The sequence below is a fragment of the Lentibacillus cibarius genome, assembly GCF_005887555.1.
Lineage (GTDB): Bacteria > Bacillota > Bacilli > Bacillales > Amphibacillaceae > Lentibacillus > Lentibacillus cibarius.
The window spans coordinates 254,676-273,820 of record NZ_VCIA01000001.1; the positions used below are offsets into that span (position 1 = coordinate 254,676).

Sequence of the window (19,145 nt, forward strand, 5' to 3'; positions counted from 1 at the left end):
TATCACCTTTCTGCTGGTCGCAAATTCATAACCGTGTAACATCTAAAACACCTTTTGCCAATAGCTCGGAATCCTCGCCTGTCACAAAAATCTCAATGCAATCCTTCGTCTCCACAAAATCAAACCATACATTAGAATCAACATATACCGGGTTATGAAATGTCATAGTGCAAGATTTTGCCCACTTCCCCGCGTGCTTCATGCTGTACAATGACTGTGCGAGTCCCATGATATACGCTCCATGGGCAATAGCTTTTTTAGTGGTGCTTTTATTGTCTCCGATTTCTTGTATATGAATAGAGGCATTATCTTTTGAAACATTTGCATAATGCTGAACTGCTTCTCTCGTAATCTTTCTTTTTTCCATATTACTCACCTTGTATCATTAATGTTGTCTTAGCGGTCGCTATAACTTCATGTTGATAGAAACAAGTTAAAAGATAAACTTTATATTCATCCGAACCAACTTTTCTTTGTTTTTGTAAGGTAAGCGTACAATCCAGTGTCATATCGGATGTAATTGGACAAACGTAATGATATGTCTGTTTCACATGCAAAAGGACTCTATCTTCCTGCTTCCATGTATCAAAAAATTGCCAAAACAGCAGAATCATCGTTGGCGGCGCAATGTATTTACCATTTACTTGTGTTAATGGTGCATCAATAGATTGTGCATATTGCCTAACCCATTCCGCTGACATAACAACTTTACGGGGTTCATTCACTCATATCGCCTCTACTAGTACTGCCAGTCCCATTCCCCCGCCTATTCCAAGGGTTGCAAGACCTCTATTATAGTTTCCGTACTTCATCTCTGTCATTAATCGTGTCATCAAAATAGCTCCGGATGCCCCGTATGGATGTCCTAATGCTATAGCCCCGCCATTCACATTCACTTTTTCTTCCGGTATTTTGAGTTCTTTGAGTGATGCAAGCACTTGTGAAGAAAATGCTTCGTTAAATTCGACGATATCAATATCCTCTATCGTTAATTGTTGTCGTTTTAATAGTTTTTTCACCGCTGGAACAGGACCAATGCCAAGTAAGGCTGGATCTACCCCTGCCACTGCAGCATCCACAAAACGCACAGCCGGTACCAGCCCAAGTTCTTTGCATTTTTGGCTCGACATTGCTAGCACTAATGCTGCACCATCATTAACCGGGCAAGCATTTCCGGCCGTCACACTTCCGTCTTTGTGAAATAATGGAGGCATTCGTCTCAGGATTTTCTCCAATTTTGAGTGATCACGTGGACATTCATCTGCGCTCACCAGTTGCCCTATAACTTCCAATGGAACAATTTCATCCGAAAAACGCTTTCTCCTTATAGCATTAATCGCTTTTTTATGACTTTTTCCTGCGTATTCATCTTGTGCTTCTCTTGTTATCTGATATTTTTTCGCAACATTCTCCGCAGCAACCCCCATATCAGGATCACCATAAGAAGATGGTGTGAAAGGGGCACGCTCATATAATGTGGGTGTGCCTGACATATGCTTTGGTCTTGCCAGTTTCCACGGTGCCCGACTCGTGCTTTCTGTACCGCCCGCCAGATAAATATCACCCGCACCGCTTTGAATATGACGTGCTGCAACTTGAATTGCCTCAAGTCCGGACCCACATTGCCTATCAATTGTTACACCCGGTACAGTAACAGGCAGCCCGGCATTAAGTAATGAAACGCGGGAAATGTTTCCCCCTGGACCTACCACATTCCCAGCAATGACATCAGCTACTGATTCAGCAGCTAGTCCACTTTCAGTCATGATTCTCTCGATGAGTGGCGATAGAAGGTTTTCCGGGTCAAGTGACTTCAGTACTCCTCCTTTTTTGCCGATCGGGGTTCGTTTAGCTGTAACAAAAACACATTCTGTCATGTTAGTACATCCTTTATTCGGTCTTCCATCACCTTACGCGCTACCTTCCCACCGCCTGTATAGACAAATGAATCAACCGTCACTACTTTTTTCGGAATTTTATAAGTTGCCAAAAACTCAGAACAATATTTTCTCAAACTAACAGAGGAAAGTTTCCTTTCACCTTTCCAGGAAACAACAGCAACAACTCTCTCACCCCAGTGCATATCGGAAATGCCAAACACCATAGATTCCTTAATTTCCGAAAGTTGCTTAAGAACAGTTTCCACTTCTTCAGGAAAAACATTTAACCCGCCCGTAATAATCATGTTCTTCTTTCGTCCGCTTAGATATAATTTATTATTTTCATCCAGATAGCCATAATCTCCTAATAAAAGCCAGCCATCATGAAAAACAGCTTTAGTCTCTTCAGGCATATGATCATAACCAGTGAATACCATCTCACTTTTTATCTTTAGTTGTCCGACTTCCCCTCTATCGCGCTCCCATCCATTTTCATTACATACAGAGATTTCAACACCAGGAAAAGGTTTCCCTGCAGAATGTAAGTCGGTTTCTTCTGATACAGTAAGATAGCTAATATAACTTGCCTCCGAGGTACCATAGAACTCAAATAACTTTGTTTTGCCAAATCGTTTAATAGCCTGCTTCTTCATAGCTGCAGTCCACTTCGAACCCGAACTGATTAATCCCTTAATATCCGCTTCATTTATTGTACTCTCGATTAATGATTGAATCATCGTAGGAACAACAAATAAAATAACCTCTTTGTACTGATTGCATATAGCAGCCACTTTTTCCGCATTGAATTTTGAAACCACATGAAACGTGCCGCCTAGATATAAACTCTGTATGAGCACAAACAGTGACAAAGAATGAGCAAAGGAACCCGGCGCTATAAAATGATCGTTCTCTTTAAACCTGAATATGTCTATACCTGATTCAAAACTTTTAATCCATGATTGGTGACTTCGCATAAACCCTTTTGGTTTCCCGGTTGTTCCAGAGGTATAGCCTATGAATAACATTTCATTCGTTTCCATGACAGTGTCTTCTTTTTGTGAAGCTACCCATGTACTATAGGAAGTGATATCCTTATCTTCTTGAAAAGAAATCTTTGTTTGCATGGTTTTATCAGGGATTTTCATAAGCTTATATTTGTCCCCAAAAAGAAGTGAAGGATTGTTATTGTCTAATACTTGAATCATTTCTTTTTGACTCCATTTGGGATCAAGCACCACTGGGATACAGCCGGCATAGATTGCACCAAGGAATACTTCCGCATACTCTATACAATTATTGGACATAATCACAACTCTGTCATTTACTCCTTTATTTTTCTTTAACCCACAGGAAACTTTTCTCACTTGATGAAGAAGATCGGCATATGTACATGTTTTCCCTCTTTCACAAATCGCAATTTTGTCAGGTGATTTTTTTGCTTGTTGAATAATAGCATCCATTACATTCCATGATTTCATTTGCATACTTACACTCCTTGGGTTTTCTCTTCAATTGGACTGACCGAATTTAATTGCACTGCAATGAAAGCAGCAATAACTGCTTTCAGGCAGTCCCCGGGCAGAAACACCGTTGCGCCAACAAGCCCTGCCCATACAGAAGTACCTGTAATAATTGCCATAACAGGCGCACCAATTAAACTGACAAGTATCACACCAAAAAAAATGTTAATAGCAATTACCTTCCACACAGCTAATTTACTCCAAATCTTTTCAACAAAGTAACCAATTAGATAAGCTGCAATTGGCCAGCTGAGAATATAACCGGCAGAAGGACCGACCAGCACAGAAAAACCTCCACGTCCACCTGTTAACAGCGGTAAGCCAATCGCAATTAAAACAATAAATAACACTAAACTTAGCGCTCCCATTTTCCTTCCTAAAAAGCAGCCTGCCAGCATGACACCCAAAGTTTGTGCAGTAATTGGCACAGGAATAAATCCTAGCGGAATCGGTGGAATTATACCCAGCACACCAATCAACGCGGCAAATAACGCTATGTAAACCATTTCTTTTGTAGACATATCTTCTCCCCCCATTTAGAATATAAAAAGATACTATCTATTGTATTTAGTAATCACCCATTTGTAAACCCATTATTTAATGTGGTTTACAAATGGGTGTTATAAATGCTTTAGAAGACTCGTGAAAAACTACTGTTTTAATGGAGGTACACAGTGCCTGCTCCTACATGCAGTCCGGCCCTCTGCTGTTGGCACGGTCTAGCATCAGCGAAGCCATGTTCACGCTGAACACGCTTGTTCTGGATGTCCTAGTAGTTGCCGTCAAAGTGGGATAAATTGATAAGTTGTTGGACTCTTGCCATGGCATGGTGTGCCAAGCGGAGTGGTCTAAACCCATAACTATGGTTATAGAAACGAGCTTCCGCAATCGGTTCAAGCACCTGTTTGAAGCTTTGTTGGATAATGCGGTCCAATATACAAGGAATGCCAAGCGGTCTAAATTTTCCATTCCCTTTATCGATTCATTTTCGCCTGACTTTCTTGGGCCGGTAATTGTCGAGTTGCCTTCGGACTTCCATCAATAATTTTTTTCAGACCACTTTTTAATATCGTTAATCGTTTTCTTATCGGTTCCGGGCGTCCCGGAACCTTTATTTGATTTGACAGTAGGATAGGCTAACAAAATATTTTCTCTAGAAGTTATGACATCATAAAGATGAGAAAAAGAATGATGTTTCAAGCTTTTGTCGTACAAATTTGTGAAAATCTCGGTCATTTCATAGTAATCCCAATATCGCAAAGCTTGCACTGTGGCATCCCTCCATTTGGAGTGATGTTCCCACGTTCCTACCCGATTGGTGCAATACACGTTTGGAAAATAACCTTTCATTCCGCTAGACTTGGGGCTTTTCCTCCACTCCCATTACAGGAGGTTCATCAGTCATCCCCCTACCCTCACAAGGATAAATGCCTTTCAGCTTAACTTTATAGCAACCGTTTTGGATGACAGTCCTTATTTCAACGTTCCTTGTTTTCCAAGTCCCTTACAACCTAGCTATCGCTACTGAACGTGCAAGGAGGTTGATGAGTGGACCAGGGAAGGTAAGGTTCCGCCAAGGTATATCGGCGACTTGCGGCATGTAGATTACCGGAACGTGCTGAAATACAGTGTCAGGACAGGCTGCCATGGTTCGCATATGTCACATTTATTTAGTGATGCAGCGGATGTCATTGACTGGAAAGACGGGTTTGAGATAGTTGCCCCCGGTGTTTCCAAATGGGCTGCCATTCAAGTGCTTATTAGAGTGTTTGGCATTAATCCGGAAGAAACAGCAGCCATCGGTGACGGCCAGAACGATATCCAAATGCTGCGTTATGCCGGAATCAGCGCCGCAATGGCAAATGCTGACCAAGAAGTGAAAGCGGCCGCAGATGTTACAACCGGTCATCATGAACAGGATGGTCTGGCTGAATTTATTGAAAAATACCTCGTTCAGTCATTTGTCGTCTGAGGTGTGACTGAACTAAAAAACGATAAACGCGAAGAAATCATTTAGCAGATGATCATTCCCATATAGGTGGTCCTCTTTGTACAACCTCCAATCATTCTCCCTAAACCGAACCACATCAGTCTAATCGTCATGATTGAATGCTATATTGCTAATTATCATACCATTTGTATTAGATTCTTTGTTAAGCTAACGAGCGCAAGAATGGAATAATATACGACTTTTCTTGGCTTCTCAGGCCATTAAATACTATTGATTATGACATCCAAGTTGAAGAAAAAAGGAGAGAATGCTATTTGATAAGTCTTTGCAGCCGGCGTTGATTTTAGGAGTTAACTTTACAAGCAATACCTTTGGATGTTGTAGATGATTTTGATATGATATACGATGTTAATGTTTTTTATCACTACCATTAAACGTGGAAAACGTTTGGAAAATACACAATAGACTCAGGAGTGAATAGACATGCTGCTACAACATTTTTCCAATGGTTATGTCGCAAAAACCCTTTTTCAAAGCAGTTTGCCAAAGGTGCAAGATGATGACCAGGCTGCAACGCAATTTAAAGAAGGCTTTAAATTGTCCAGAAAGACAATGAAGTTTGCAGGCCTTCTTGAATTGATTGGTTCCATATTTCTATTTATCTCAATAATATCCAAATCCGGGAAAAAATTTACGAGAATCGGTGCGCTAATGATCAATATTGTTCTTGGCGGCGCCATTTTCAAACACCTTGAAGCCGGACATGGCGTGGATGGCTCAAAAAAGGCATTAAAATTGTTCGGTTTAAATACGCTTAATTTTATAGAAACCATGCGTAAATAAACTATTCATAAGGATGCAGAAATCACCTACTTGAACGAAATAAGTGGGTGATTTTTATTGAATTCTATTCATTATACTTTCATCAATCAATCGAGCGCACTAATCGAATATGATACGTAAGCAAACTGAGTCTGATGCCGATTTAAAAAGTTCAGGGGGAACAGATTTCTTAATAGTAAATTTTGAATGGTATGTACTTCCTTTCGTGGCTCATCGGGGCCAAATAATGAAATAATGTCTTGTGAAAATAGTGTGTTTATATGCTATAATTGGTACCAGGTAATAATATTAACTCTTAATTTGAGGTGAATTACATGAAAGGGGCAAGGGTTACAGCTATTGGAAGCTATGTACCAGAGAAAAAACTAACAAATTTTGAACTTGAACAAATGGTTGAAACAAATAATGAGTGGATTGTCCAAAGAACTGGAATTCAAGAACGCAGAATTAGCCGTCCCGATGAATTTACAAGCGATTTATGTGTATCTGCTGTAAAGGATTTAATGCACAGATATAATAAAAATATTGAAGATGTTGATATGATTATTGTGGCAACAAGCACACCAGATTTTCCATTTCCATCAGTCTCAAGTATCATTCAAGACCGATTAAATATATCACAATCAGGGGCTGTGGATTTAAGTGCGGCTTGTGCAGGGTTTGTTTATGCGTTACATACAGCACATACCTATATCGCATCCGGACTTCACAAAAAGATACTTGTTATTGGTGCGGATACGCTATCAAAAATCACTGATTATACGGATAGAAGTACATGTATTTTATTTGGTGATGGGGCTGGTGCAGTTTTAGTTGAACAAGATGAACAATCAAAAGATTTCATCGGATTCGATTTAGGAAGTGATGGAAAAGGGGCGCAACACGTATATCGTCTTGGACTTTCAAAAAAGGTCAATGGAATTGAGCTAATCGATACTCAATATCTTGTTCAAAATGGCAGAGAGGTTTTTCGATGGGTTATAAGGAATATTCCTGATAGTATTAAACGAATTTTAGGAAACACGCAAACGAGTTTAGAAAATGTTGATTGGTTTATCCCCCACAGTGCTAACTTGCGAATGATAGAACCAATTTGCGAAAAGTTAGAATACCCGATGAAAAAAACACTATATAGCTTGGTCAAGTTTGGAAATACCTCGGCTGCAACTATTCCACTAGCTCTGGACCTTGGAATCCGTGAGGAATAGTTAAAAATGGAGAGAGAGTTCTTATGCACGGTTTCGGATCCGGTTTGGTTTATGCAGGCCAACTTTTAGAGTTGAATTTTGACGAACAAATTAATAATCCTGCACCGTTGTAGAATAAGATTGTGAAACAATATAAATTAACAGGCGCATTTACGGAACATCATAAGCCTAATTCCTCACTTAAAACACGGAGGGATTAGGCTTTTTATCTTCGAAGGCCCTTAATTTTATATAAATGGTAAATAGAGTTACAATCGTTGGTAAAAACATTCCAAAAGGGGTACATTCATATGACCATTTTAAAGATTACGGTAACGATTCACACACTTTCCTATCTCCGTCCGTGCCATCCAATCGGTGCGGGTCTTGTTCGGGACCACCTGCTTTTTCATAAAACTCCTGTGCTGCAGCTTGCGTATCAAAGTCACTGCAGTCCCTATCAGGTCCGTTGGGATCAAACCCCGAAGACGCTCTTTCTGACTGCGGAGATTTGGTTGTATCTGTATCGCCTGCATCCTCCGGTTGAGAAACGTAACCATCCGATGTCACGTAACCCTCCATACTCCAAATTCCCAGCTGATTGTTCCGGGCAGAATCCTCAGCTTTTTGCAACGCCTCTTGATGCGTGTACGGTGGATCATATACATATGCGTATCGGGCCAGCCCCTTTTTTAACAGCTGCTTATTAAAATTCTTGCCGTCATCCCAAATATAACCGAGTAGCCTGTCGTAATGGTCACGTTTCGGCCCATCAAATTCAATATAAACTGTTTCGCCTTGTTCCAATTTCTCTTTGGCAAAATTCGATGCTTCTGGACCAAACGGTTGAACCGGTTTTGACGGATGAACAGTTTCCGGTGTATCAACAAGAAGCAGTCGAACGTCCTCAACAGATCCATTATAATTGATTTCTATCGTATCACCGTCCACCACCCGATTTATTGTTGCCTTTTCAGCGTGATCAGGGGCGCCTTGGCGCACCTGCTTCTTTTCTTTATTCCGATTACTGTTTGGTTGTTCATTTGAACTTTCATTTTCTTTGTTGCTTTTGACCTCGGATTGGGCTTCATTTGGTTCTTTAGCTTCAATGTCTTGATTAACATTATTCGATTTCTCCATTTGAACCGCTTGTGTTTCTTCTTTTTGCTCTTTAGATTCAGTGTTTTCTGCTGAGCAGCCGATCAATGTAAAACCAATAATCATAACCAGTGGGATAAGTTTGATTGCTACCTGTTTCTTCACCAAGATAAACGCTGCCAACATTATAAAGCTAATCAATAATATGGTTTCCAATATGCTATGAATCCCCCTAACTACTAACATACATTTTTGAATTAGGTTTACACTATTACACTGATTCAGTACATCCATTCAGGATTAAAATACTATTAATCTCTCACAATAACAAAAAACATCGCACAGATTACACTACATGCGATGTTAAGACATTACTATTATTTTTCAAACATTCCCAAGCGAATGGACAATGACGGCATAACTTTGAAGGATGGGCTGGAAATAGCATTCCAGCATTATCGGGATGCCTTTTTAATAAAGCTAGTCTACCATTTATCTCATTGGCAGTATCTAATGCCCATTGCTTTGCTTGTTCCATGTCTTCTGGTGTGAACACATGGCTTCGTTCTTGACGAAAACGTAAAAAGTAATAACTACCCTCTACACTTTGTAGTCCTTTTAATTGACTGACTGCCCAAGCATAAAGGGCTAACTGGTGATTATCCAGTGTCTTATAAGGAACACGATTCGTTTTCCAATCCGTAATTCTGCCATTGGGCTGAATCAAATCAATGAATCCTTGTAGCTGCGGTGCATTGGCCTCGTCTGCCAACTCCAACTTAAAATACGTTTCGGTGTCCCCCATACCTTGATGGATTGGCGCTTTTAGCACTAAATTATCTATTTCCGACTGCGTTAATTTTTCATAAAAATTAGCCTCTGCATAACCGTTTAATACCGCTTCACGATGAGGTATGCCATTAATTTTATCCTCAATTGCCTTATGAACGGCTTTTCCTAGAGCAAGTGGCTGTGTCATTGGTTCGTCTTTTTCAAGTACATACTTGTTATAAAACCGATACGGGCATTGTTTATATAGGTTTAACCGACTGAACGAAAAGATCATCGTTTCACCTGCTTTCTTCATGTTTTTAAAAAAAGAGAGATGAGCCCATGCCATCTCCCTTCCTAGCCGTATTTATTTAGAATGGCAAATCCTTATCATCCACTTCAACGGGTTGCCCCTGGAACGGGTTAGGCTGCCCTGACGATTGATTAGACGGACTACCTTTTCCCTGTGATGTTTTGGAATCCAAAAATTCTACTTGGTCACCAACGATTTCGGTCATGAACACAGGCTTTCCATCCTGTCCTTCAAAGGAACGTGTTTGAATGCGACCAGTGACACCAACCCGTGACCCCTTTTTGCAGAACTGTGCGGTGTTTTCCGCAAGTTTGCGCCATACCTGACAGCGAATGAAGTCAGCTTCACGGTCTCCGTTTTTATTGGTGAAGGGACGATTAACTGCCAATGTGAAAGTGGCAACTGCCACACCATTCTGCGTATATTTCATGTCTACATCTTTGGTCATGCGTCCAATTAATTGTGTGTTATTCATCGTATGAAACTCCTTTATTGTTGAATTTTATCATCTTGCTTGCTATGCTGATTCAAGCAAGATTAACCCCCTATAGGGACACCTTCCGTTATTGGAACGTGTCCTTTTTTATGCTCGGTTTTTCGTAAGTATTGCAAAAACACAATATTGACGAAAAGTGTATCCATATCAAAATCAATCGTTTCTAAACAAGTACCCCAGGCAAGGCGTCCCAAAATGGTACCTTCCACAGCCCATTTTTTTGGGCCTTGTTCCTGTCCTTTTAAATACTCGTCCTGAATACGGTTATACATATTTGGAATCGTGGCATGCCAACATTTGTATATCAACCACACGAGCAATTCTTGTTGCCGTTTTTGCTGATTTTCCAAATGGGCAATACAGAGGAAAATCGCATAGTGCAATGCTAATTTTTCATGTGTGTATTGCTTCCAATCGTTTAATATTTGCCTTTTATGCATTTGAAACTGCCTAAAATCGTTGCGCTTGTATTCTTTCCAGCCAATCCGTTCCAGCTGATACGGTGTCAGTCGGTAGGCCGGATGAAGTGATTGACGGCATGTACCGAAATAGTTTTGCTTGATCTCTTGGTATGGTTTGCCGCTTAACTGCACTTCAAAGTCAAGAACGCCTCCTGCCTTTTTGCAGTACCAGCACTTGTACAGCTGCTCTTCTGTATTTAAAGAAAGATAGAATTTCCTTCGTTTACCGGCATCCTCTTTGCAAAAGGGGCATTTGGCCAAACTTTCTTTTTTCCCGAACGATTTCGACTGGAACTGAAGATCATATTTTTGTGCAACATCAAGAATATTTGGCAACATGGGCATCACCCTGCCTGTTGATTATTGTCCATGACTTCTACTAAAAACCAAAAGCCATTTTCTTTCTTTAAGGCAAGGGTGACCTGGTCACCTTGTTCTAGTTGTTCAGCCTGTTGCACTTCTTTCTCTCCGCGCGCAATCATTAGCGTTGATTCACCGTTGATCTCCCCGGCAATTTTGGCAAACTTAGCGTCATTCTTTTCGCCAATAGTTACATTTTTAATCATGACACTGTACGTATCATGAATGGATTGATCTACATTCACCGATGGTTGTTCGCTGGACGATGATTCCGCTTGCTGTTCGTTTTCTTCCTTTTTCTCCGTGGAAGGCGTTCGCATATCATGCAGGAAGTAAAAACTGTTTTCCTGATAGATAGCTAGATTCAATATTTCCCCTTCTGTAGTCTCTTTTAAGGCGCTCATTAGGTTTTTATCACGAACCAGTACGTTAACGGTTTGATTCAATTCTTTTGGCTTCACCGTCAGCAGACCATATTGTTTATTGGAAGAACTTGTTTTGATTGCATAAGACTGCACAATCATTTCCCGGCTGGTAATAGATTTAGCAGCCGGTGTTTCTTCATGAGATGGTGTGTTTTCTTTTGGCTGTTCTTTTTCACCTTTTTGCGTTTGACTTGGCTGTTGTCCTGAACGATTGTCGGTTCCCTGCAGATTATCATCCAGTCCCATTTCTTCCTGAGTATACAAACCACCTAATGGAAACTGCCTGCGCAGCACAAACGTTTCAGCGATTTTCACAATCATGGCGCTCGGAAGTGTATCCCATACGTTGGGATTTCCGTATTTGGAGTTCACTTTGCCGCTGTTGGCATTGTAATATTCAGCAAAGTCCACAAACACAGCAACCGGGTGGTGCTTTTTATGCTTCATGATGGCATAGGCGCCAATAATCTTGCCCCGTTTGGTGCCAAATTTATGTTTGACATCTCCTTCACTTGGAAGAAACTCAAACTCATCGCCTTCTTTGACCACGTTGGCATTAGGTGGACCTACATAGCCCGGTTGACGAGTGGCTACACGGAGAAGCCCGTCCCGCGTTGTGATAAACTGGGTTTTCGCTCCACGTTTCGTTTCATAGCGTTGAAACACTACATCTCCTAGTAATGGATTGAGCCCGAAGTTTTCACACATTTCCACAAAGTGCTGCGCTTCTGCATCACTTCCATTGACTGGCTGGATAAACCGGCTCCAAATTAACGACTTTTCTTTGTCTGTGAATTGAATTGCTTTTTCCATTTTTATCGCTCCTTTAGTAAATAATTTTGGATTCATTCTTTAGAAAATATTTCATCACAACATAGAATCACCTCCTTAACGAGAATTTTTATCCATTAAAAAAAGCCAGTAAATCTCAACTGCATGAGATAAACTGACTCTTAATAAGCAATAGAAAAAGCGTATAGCAAACGCCATACACTTGTTTAATTTCTTGATTATGAACACAGGTAATGCGTGTTTTTTGTGTGAACGTACACGAGTCTTTTCTTTCCTAAAATATCAACGGAATTTAAAGACAAGAATACTTTATGCCGAATCTTCCTCGTAAAACGAGGAGGTGACGACCTTCACCCAATGGTGACGAAAATACAAAATATCTATAAATCTAAAATAGCAAAATATCAAGATTACGTCAATGTACTCCAAATTCCATTTTGATTGAAACTATTCAACCTATCCAGTTTTTCATCCATGCGGCATATCCGTCAGCATACCTTCACCTTGGGAGTGGCTCCAGCCTTCGTTCTGCCGAATCCACCTGTACTTCAGACCCCATAACCTGTCAGTCATGGCGCATGCAGGAGTATTGATGGGATGGTTTCGGGAAACATGGTTCCGTCATTCCCATCCTCGGTTGTAACGTTTAGATAATAATCTTGTATAATCTACTGCCTTTCACGTTTGAACACGCTTATAGCAGAACTTGTCGATCGGCGCCCGATAACAGAAGAACTAAAAATGATTAGCTTGCAAGGGGGGATACTTATATCGTTTTTGTTCAAACAGAAGAACGGTTTCTGGACGTTCCATATCATAAATGTCGAGCAGGCCTTTTACAACCGTTAATCTAATATTCACCTTAAATAACAGGGTTTAACAGGGTTAATTTTTTATGATAAAGCGTAAAATAAATGATTAAAAAATGAATTTTTGACTATGAAACCTGTCCAATCCATTTCCTTTAATTATCATATTATGAAATGAAAGAAGGGAGGGTAATTCAATGTGCTATTACGATCCTTGTAAAAAGAAAGATTATTATTGCGATTGTTGTAAAAAGAAAAATCAATATTATAATTGCTACGACTACAATGACCCATGTAAAAAGAAAGATAAGAAGAAATATTGCTGCCATTGTGGCCGCTGGTATTATTAAAAGAGAAAATTTTTATGAAACTCCCTTTGGGAGTTTCATAAAAATTTAAAAGTCCCTTATGCCACTATAAGGGTACAGTCAGGAAAATGCGGATAGTATTCTGAGGGGTTAAAATTGCTGACTTAGCAACGATAAGAGTTTTGAGACAAGTCATATGGGAAACTTACAAACCCTATTTTTTGTATTATTTACTTCGACTCTAGATTAGACACTATTGATCCAAAGCACATAGACCTTGATATGATAGCATTTATAACATTACCATTGAACCCTGACGCTACCCCCATTTTGTAAAAAAGGGGGAAATATTTCACCAATGCAGGGGGGTATTTTATTTATGGACCCGCATTTTGCAATGTTATAGTGCGTCATTTCATTTCGCCTGAAATCCCGAAGTCCAGAATGTGTCTCCTCTCAACATCCGCCCATAAGGTAAACACCTATGTGCGCATTACATATAGCTCAAAATCAGTTGCAGTTGCCCGGAATAACAAAGAATACTTTTTCACCGCACTTTTAGACAATTCTCTAACTACTGCTATTCAATGTCCGTTTCAGAAGGACACACTATTCGATTAGTGCGCCCCATTGCTTAATTTACTCTACCCTTTTTCAAATTAACAATTAGCCATACAATCTGAATAATTAGTGGGATTATAAATACAGCCAATAATACTATAAATGCCACTAATTTAAGCTCAGGTGTTTGAGTAACACCAGCGCCGTCAACCTCTCTTGTCCAGACAACAAAAGTTCCTGCTGCAAAAAGGACAACCCAAATAATGTTAGCAATCCACCAGAAAAGCCATCTTTGTTTCACATTATCACTCCCCCATTCCCCTAACATTCTGGCCCGGTTCAGGCATACAATTAATCAATTAAAGCGCTCGATTGTTTAATAGCTATTTTTTTCTTTTCTTAAGTAAATCAATTATGTAAAAAAGCTGTGCGATTATAAAAGCTGCTAATATTACTAAAGATGTTCCCAGAAATGAAACAAAATCAATATCACTTGAAACCTGCCAAATAAAAATTGGAATAACAAAAAATAGCAAGCCTACTACAAAAAGCGTAAGAATGAAAATGCCTATGTATCTCCCCATATATATCCCCTTATATTATAATTTACCTGCTTAACAATTATTTCAAATCCACGTCAGTCTCACAATACGTTATTCAAGATAATGGCCCTTATATGCGATATTGGCGCGATTCCTTGTTAGTGAATCGCGCCCGTTCGTATTATATGGTTAGTCAGTCATTGTACTGGCTGACCTATTTTAATAGGTTTTATCCTTGGGGAAGCCGGGGTAGGACGCTCGCGCCCGTGGGACACTGATCCCGTCCGTAATACTGTCCACCCCTTCCTTATAGAAACATGTTTGAGGCTGGTTGGGACATGATCCCGTATAACACACGAAGCTATGAAACTATAAGTGAAAGAGGGGCGCACCGGCGAATTTATTAAAGGAGTTGTGATTTTCATGGATCCTGTTATTGGTCTGGATATCGCTAAAGGCGAAAGCCAGGTCCAAGCCTTTTTAAAAAGGAAACAAACTTATAAGCAGAGCTTTAAATTTGCTCACGATCTACAGGGACTTCATGCTTTTTATCGATTTTATCAAGAAGTGGAACAGGTTTCTGGCCAAACACCAGCTGTAATCTTTGAATCTACTGGACACTATCATGAGCCTGTGCTTCAATTTCTTGAGAATCATGATGTAACGTATTATTTAATCAATCCGGTGGTTTCCTATGAAGCCAGAAAAACGAGTCTACGCAAAGTGAAAACGGACAAAATTGATGCTTTCCATCTAGGGGAGCTGTACTACAAAGAAGATTTGGAAGTTTTCCAGAGAAAAACAGAGCAGTATTTAAATCTGCGGCAGTTAACCAGACAACATAGTGCTTTAACAGACAGCTATGTCGAAATCAAACTTCAGTTTCAGGCTGCTCTGGATCAGATTTTCCCGGAATATCATGGTGTTTTCAGTGATCTTTATGGCAAGATGTCGCTCAACACCTTACTGCATTATCCGACTTCTGTGGATGTTCAAAAGATCTCGCAGGAAACCTTGGCCACCGAAATGCGTCAATTTGGAGCCAAACGTTCTGATGCATGGTTTAGGAACAAAGCTGCTCAATTAAAGGATGCGGCGGATCGCAATCCATTTCAACAGCCAGTCTGTCATGGTCATATTGTCAGCATACAGATGTATATTCAAATGCTCTTTCAATACCAGGAGCACCTATCTAAGTTACAAAAAGAGATAGACGCCCTGGCTGAATCCTTTTATGATTATGAATTGATCCAATCCATTCCCGGCATCGGAGGCAAGATTGCGGCAACAATCCTCTCTGAAACAGGTGGAATGAATCAGTTCGAACACCCCAAGCAACTAGCTGCCTATGCGGGTGTAGACCCTTCCGTTTTTGAATCCGGGAAGTTTAAGGCCTCCATCAACAAAATCACAAAAAGGGGGTCATCAAGATTGCGTCAGACTCTTTATACGGCTGTACAATGCGGTCTCGCCAAAAATCGGAACAAGAAGCTTATAGCCTTCTATGATCGCAAACGAAACGAGGGTAAGCCACACAAAGTCGCTGTAATCGCTTGTGCTAATAAACTAATTCATTGGATTCATGCCATGTTGAAACGGCAAGAAGTTTTTGTAGATCAATAATATAGAGTTTGATTTATTGCCAATTTTCAAAACCTTATTGGCCTCACAATAAGGCTATTTGGATTGTTTAATTTTAGTCTGACATGTTTTTTATAACTTTTTTAGACCGAATTGTTGACAGCTATTAGCTGGTATCGTATTGAGGAAATGTTAATTTATTCTTTTTAAACCAGCTTCATTTATCGAATCACCAATGATCTCAAAAAAGTATTCCTTGTTTGTTGCTAATTCAAGTGTTATTTCTTTCAATGGTATCTTTTGTTCCATTTCATTTATCAATGTAAATTTAAATGTTTTCTTGCCTTCTAAGTTAAAGTCTTCTTGATCAATATATTTTTTACTAAGTGTGTCCCCTTTTCGAATTTCAGAGCCATCAGCATAACTTATACCGCCTGTGATTTCACCACCAGTACTGATTTCTATCGAATTAAAGTCAATATTAGCGTTGTTTTTTATGTGAATAACCATACTATTCTCATTTGGTTTTATTAAAGCACCAGTATTATTTGTACAAGCAGATAAAAATACAAATACTAAAACAAACATTGATAACAAGGTTGCTTTTTTCTTCATAAGCTCAGGCCTCCCTTCGGATACATAATAAAGGTGTATCATATGATTAATACACCTTTATTATGTATTATATGATTAATACACTTGAAAATCAATATTGGTGATAATCCTTATTAGAGAAAAGTCAGCAATAGGTAAGCCTTTGAGGTTATCTCCAGCTTTTCCCCTGCTCCACACGAAGCATGCAGGTTTCCCCGCACTCCGCGCTCCATCTAACGAATCTACTCGATTATAAGTTCCTCGTTACTTTGTGCTTGAGATTTTCAAACGGATTCAAGCTTACATTTTTCTCGGAATCGATTGACCTTTTCGATCATTCCGCGGGTAAGTTGAAATCTCCTTTTTAGTTCATCAATCATCTCTTTATCCTTCGTGTGGATCAATCGATGTACATCCTCATGGATAATGCGAAGGTTATTAAATTGGTCACTTCCTCCAAAATTTAGCGGTAGATAGTGATGACAATGGACATCTGAAGCAGGTAACTCCATACCTGTAATTTCGCATTTACCCATCTTCATACTGTACCGGCTGATTCGATTATCCAGATATTCGACACTTCGGTTCAGAAGTGTTGATTTCATTAACTCACCAACTTCTCGTTGGATGTCCGGACGCAGCTTTTTGTGTATTTTTTCCCTACCTTCTTTGGTAAAAGGAGTCATTTTCGGACTGAACCCCATGGTGTTAACCGTTTTAACATCCGATAGCGGAAATAAATATACACCTGCGATTTGAAACGTTTTAAAGCTACTGTGATACATCTTTTTATAAGTTGGCGGTGGATTAGCCGGGCGACCATATCTACCGACTGGTCTGAGATGATTATACATGAACGCTCTTAAGTCATAGGTAAGGCGTGAGAACTCCAGATTGACTTTAGTAGCCCTTTTGAAATAATGATGTATTCCCAAAACAAAACTGTTAAAACGCAAGGCATTAAGAGCTGAAGGCGAAGACCTGATTCTACGAATCAGCTTCCTTGCTTCTTCCTTGATTTTGCGCTTTTTATCCGGTTTAATACCAGTACGCGCTACTCTCTTATTACGCTTTTTGTTGGCACGGATAGTAAAGCCTAAAAATTCGGATTCTCGTTTCCGCAAGTTCACAACTTGCGATTTTTCCGGTGAAATATCCAATTTTAAACGGTCTTTAAGATAAAGTCTTACAGCGTGATACCAATTCTGTGCCGTTTTGGCATCTTTACAAAGAATTTTAAAATCGTCCGCGTAGCGGACGAGATAACCTTCCTTAAGGTTCGTACGCTTTTTAGCCTGTCTTTCGCCACCTTTAGATTGATAGGATTTGGTTAACGGGAAAAATTCCCATTGTCCGGCAACCCATTGGTCAAGGTCATTGAGCACTATGTTTGCCAATAATGTTGATAATAAGCCTCCTTGGGGCACGCCCTCTGAAGGTGTGCCTTCCCCATCAATTTCAGCTTTCAGCATTTTTTCAATGCAGGCTAATACTTTCCGGTCTTGAATCCCTATGTTCCACAGTTGCTTTATAAGTAGCGTATGGTTAATATGGTCAAAGAAACTCTTAATGTCAATATCTACCATAAAATGGAAGTGGGATAGGTTGATAAGTTGTTGGATTCTTGCCATCGCATGGTGCGTCGAGCGGAGAGGCCTAAATCCATAACTATGCTTATAGAATCTTGCTTCGGCGATTGGTTCAAGTACCTGTTTAAAACTTTGTTGGATAATGCGGTCTAAGATACAAGGAATACCGAGAGGTCTCCATTTTCCATTGCCTTTATCTACCCATTTCCGTCTGACTTTCTTTGGGCGGTAATTTTCTAATTGCCTCTGGATTTCCATTACTAGTTTTGCTTCGGACCACTTTTTCATGTCATTGATAGTATTCCCATCGGTCCCAGGTGTTTTGGAACCTTTATTGGATTTGATGGTACGATAAGCGAGTAAAATATTTTCTCTTGATGTGATAATATCGTAAAGGTGAGAAAAAGGTTGTTGTTTTAAGCTTTTATCGTATAAATCTGAAAATGTCTCCGTCATCCCGTAGTAATCCCAATATCGTAAAGCTTGCACTGTGGCATCTCTCCTTCCGGAGTGATGTTCCCACGTTCTTACCCGACCGGTGCAACACACGTATGGAAAGTAATCTTTCATTTCGCTAGACTTGGGGCTATTCCTCCAATCCCGTTACAGGAGATTCATCAGTCATGCCCCTACCCTCAAAAGGATAAATACCTTTCGGCATAAGCCTTATAGTAACCGTTTAGGGTGACAGCCCCTGTTTCAACGTTCCTAGTTTTCCAAGTCCCTTACAACCTAGCTTTCCGTTCTGAACTTAGGTGTTCCCCTATAAGCCTGTGAGCTGGATACCGCCTTTGTTCGGTATAGCGTGTTTCAGAGGGCGCATTTTTACTTCACACCACTCACGTCATCGTTAGATGACCTATAAGATTTCCTTATAGTCAAACTTTAGACCCGTATATTCAGTTATTCGTCAGTTTCATTCCGCTGAAACCATTCTCACCTTATCCAGTTTTTCAGCCATGCGGCATATCCGTCAGCATACCTTCTCCTTGGGAGTGGCTCCAGCCTTCGTTCTGCCGAATCCACCTGTACTTCAGACCCCATAACCTGTCAGTCATGGCGCA

Annotated in this window: 18 protein-coding genes and 2 pseudogenes; 5 read left to right on the forward strand and 15 right to left on the reverse strand. The window is 40.1% G+C overall.

What is annotated here, in order from left to right:
* Window positions 1-25: 25 nt before the first annotated feature.
* The 7 genes from FFL34_RS01295 to FFL34_RS18885 form a co-directional block, all read right to left on the reverse strand.
* Window positions 26-367 carry a MaoC/PaaZ C-terminal domain-containing protein gene (locus FFL34_RS01295; RefSeq protein ID WP_138600647.1) on the reverse strand — a complete coding sequence of 114 codons (342 nt, stop codon included), beginning with the start codon at window positions 365-367 and terminating at the stop codon, window positions 26-28.
* A 1-nt stretch (window position 368) separates the two neighbouring features.
* Window positions 369-725 carry a hypothetical protein gene (locus tag FFL34_RS01300; protein ID WP_138600649.1) on the reverse strand — a complete coding sequence of 119 codons (357 nt, stop codon included), beginning with the start codon at window positions 723-725 and terminating at the stop codon, window positions 369-371.
* The gene (locus tag FFL34_RS01305) at window positions 726-1,877 is read right to left on the reverse strand and encodes a thiolase family protein (RefSeq protein ID WP_138600651.1); all 1,152 of its coding nucleotides are present in this window, start codon (window positions 1,875-1,877) and stop codon (window positions 726-728) included.
* Window positions 1,874-3,364: an AMP-binding protein gene (locus FFL34_RS01310; RefSeq protein WP_138600653.1), complete on the reverse strand. Its 1,491-nt coding sequence runs from the start codon at window positions 3,362-3,364 to the stop codon at window positions 1,874-1,876. Before FFL34_RS01310 ends, FFL34_RS01305 begins: the two co-directional genes overlap by 4 nt.
* Window positions 3,365-3,366: 2 nt before the next feature.
* Window positions 3,367-3,921 carry a biotin transporter BioY gene (locus tag FFL34_RS01315; protein ID WP_138600655.1) on the reverse strand — a complete coding sequence of 185 codons (555 nt, stop codon included), beginning with the start codon at window positions 3,919-3,921 and terminating at the stop codon, window positions 3,367-3,369.
* A 248-nt stretch (window positions 3,922-4,169) separates the two neighbouring features.
* Window positions 4,170-4,334 (reverse strand): hypothetical protein, encoded by a 165-nt coding sequence (locus FFL34_RS18880; RefSeq protein ID WP_325053259.1) that lies wholly within the window; start codon window positions 4,332-4,334, stop codon window positions 4,170-4,172.
* A gap of 104 nt (window positions 4,335-4,438) precedes the next feature.
* Window positions 4,439-4,669 (reverse strand): hypothetical protein, encoded by a 231-nt coding sequence (locus FFL34_RS18885; protein ID WP_325053260.1) that lies wholly within the window; start codon window positions 4,667-4,669, stop codon window positions 4,439-4,441.
* Between the two features lie 322 nt (window positions 4,670-4,991).
* On the opposite strand from FFL34_RS18885, the gene FFL34_RS01325 reads away from it, so the two are divergent.
* The 3 genes and pseudogenes from FFL34_RS01325 to FFL34_RS01335 all read left to right on the forward strand — a co-directional run bounded on the left by FFL34_RS01325 (window position 4,992) and on the right by FFL34_RS01335 (window position 7,515).
* Window positions 4,992-5,372, forward strand: coding sequence for an HAD family hydrolase (locus tag FFL34_RS01325; protein ID WP_234031393.1), 381 nt, complete (start codon window positions 4,992-4,994; stop codon window positions 5,370-5,372).
* A gap of 462 nt (window positions 5,373-5,834) precedes the next feature.
* Complete coding sequence (locus FFL34_RS01330; protein ID WP_138600659.1) at window positions 5,835-6,194, forward strand: DoxX family protein; 360 nt, start codon at window positions 5,835-5,837, stop codon at window positions 6,192-6,194.
* A 314-nt stretch (window positions 6,195-6,508) separates the two neighbouring features.
* Window positions 6,509-7,515 (forward strand): annotated as a pseudogene (locus FFL34_RS01335) (beta-ketoacyl-ACP synthase 3).
* A gap of 193 nt (window positions 7,516-7,708) precedes the next feature.
* Here FFL34_RS01335 and FFL34_RS01340 read toward each other — a convergent pair.
* From FFL34_RS01340 to FFL34_RS01360, 5 genes are all read right to left on the reverse strand, one after another.
* Window positions 7,709-8,695 (reverse strand): thermonuclease family protein, encoded by a 987-nt coding sequence (locus FFL34_RS01340; protein WP_234031394.1) that lies wholly within the window; start codon window positions 8,693-8,695, stop codon window positions 7,709-7,711.
* Window positions 8,696-8,825: 130 nt separating this feature from the next.
* Complete coding sequence (locus FFL34_RS01345) at window positions 8,826-9,599, reverse strand: RecB family exonuclease (RefSeq protein ID WP_234031395.1); 774 nt, start codon at window positions 9,597-9,599, stop codon at window positions 8,826-8,828.
* Window positions 9,600-9,621: 22 nt separating this feature from the next.
* Window positions 9,622-10,038: a single-stranded DNA-binding protein gene (gene ssb, locus FFL34_RS01350; protein WP_138600661.1), complete on the reverse strand. Its 417-nt coding sequence runs from the start codon at window positions 10,036-10,038 to the stop codon at window positions 9,622-9,624.
* A 62-nt stretch (window positions 10,039-10,100) separates the two neighbouring features.
* A complete protein-coding gene (locus FFL34_RS01355; protein ID WP_138600663.1) occupies window positions 10,101-10,859 on the reverse strand; it encodes a hypothetical protein in 759 nt (252 codons plus the stop codon).
* A gap of 5 nt (window positions 10,860-10,864) precedes the next feature.
* Window positions 10,865-12,118 (reverse strand): RecT family recombinase, encoded by a 1,254-nt coding sequence (locus FFL34_RS01360; protein WP_171046237.1) that lies wholly within the window; start codon window positions 12,116-12,118, stop codon window positions 10,865-10,867.
* A 737-nt stretch (window positions 12,119-12,855) separates the two neighbouring features.
* On the opposite strand from FFL34_RS01360, the pseudogene FFL34_RS19100 reads away from it, so the two are divergent.
* Window positions 12,856-12,933: pseudogene (locus tag FFL34_RS19100) on the forward strand (VOC family protein); the annotation flags it as partial.
* 915 nt (window positions 12,934-13,848) lie between these two features.
* Here the strand turns inward: FFL34_RS19100 and FFL34_RS01365 are convergent.
* Entirely contained in the window at window positions 13,849-14,076 is a 228-nt protein-coding gene (locus FFL34_RS01365; RefSeq protein WP_138600667.1) for a DUF3923 family protein, read from the reverse strand.
* A 664-nt stretch (window positions 14,077-14,740) separates the two neighbouring features.
* Between FFL34_RS01365 and FFL34_RS01370 the strand changes: the two genes are divergently transcribed.
* Window positions 14,741-15,940: an IS110 family RNA-guided transposase gene (locus tag FFL34_RS01370; RefSeq protein WP_138600488.1), complete on the forward strand. Its 1,200-nt coding sequence runs from the start codon at window positions 14,741-14,743 to the stop codon at window positions 15,938-15,940.
* A 150-nt stretch (window positions 15,941-16,090) separates the two neighbouring features.
* Here FFL34_RS01370 and FFL34_RS01375 read toward each other — a convergent pair whose 3' ends face one another.
* Together FFL34_RS01375 and ltrA are read right to left on the reverse strand one after the other, a co-directional pair.
* Window positions 16,091-16,513, reverse strand: a complete 423-nt coding sequence (locus FFL34_RS01375; protein WP_138600669.1) for a hypothetical protein — start codon at window positions 16,511-16,513, stop codon at window positions 16,091-16,093.
* Between the two features lie 263 nt (window positions 16,514-16,776).
* Entirely contained in the window at window positions 16,777-18,570 is a 1,794-nt protein-coding gene (gene ltrA, locus FFL34_RS01380; protein ID WP_138600671.1) for a group II intron reverse transcriptase/maturase, read from the reverse strand.
* Window positions 18,571-19,145 lie beyond the last annotated feature (575 nt).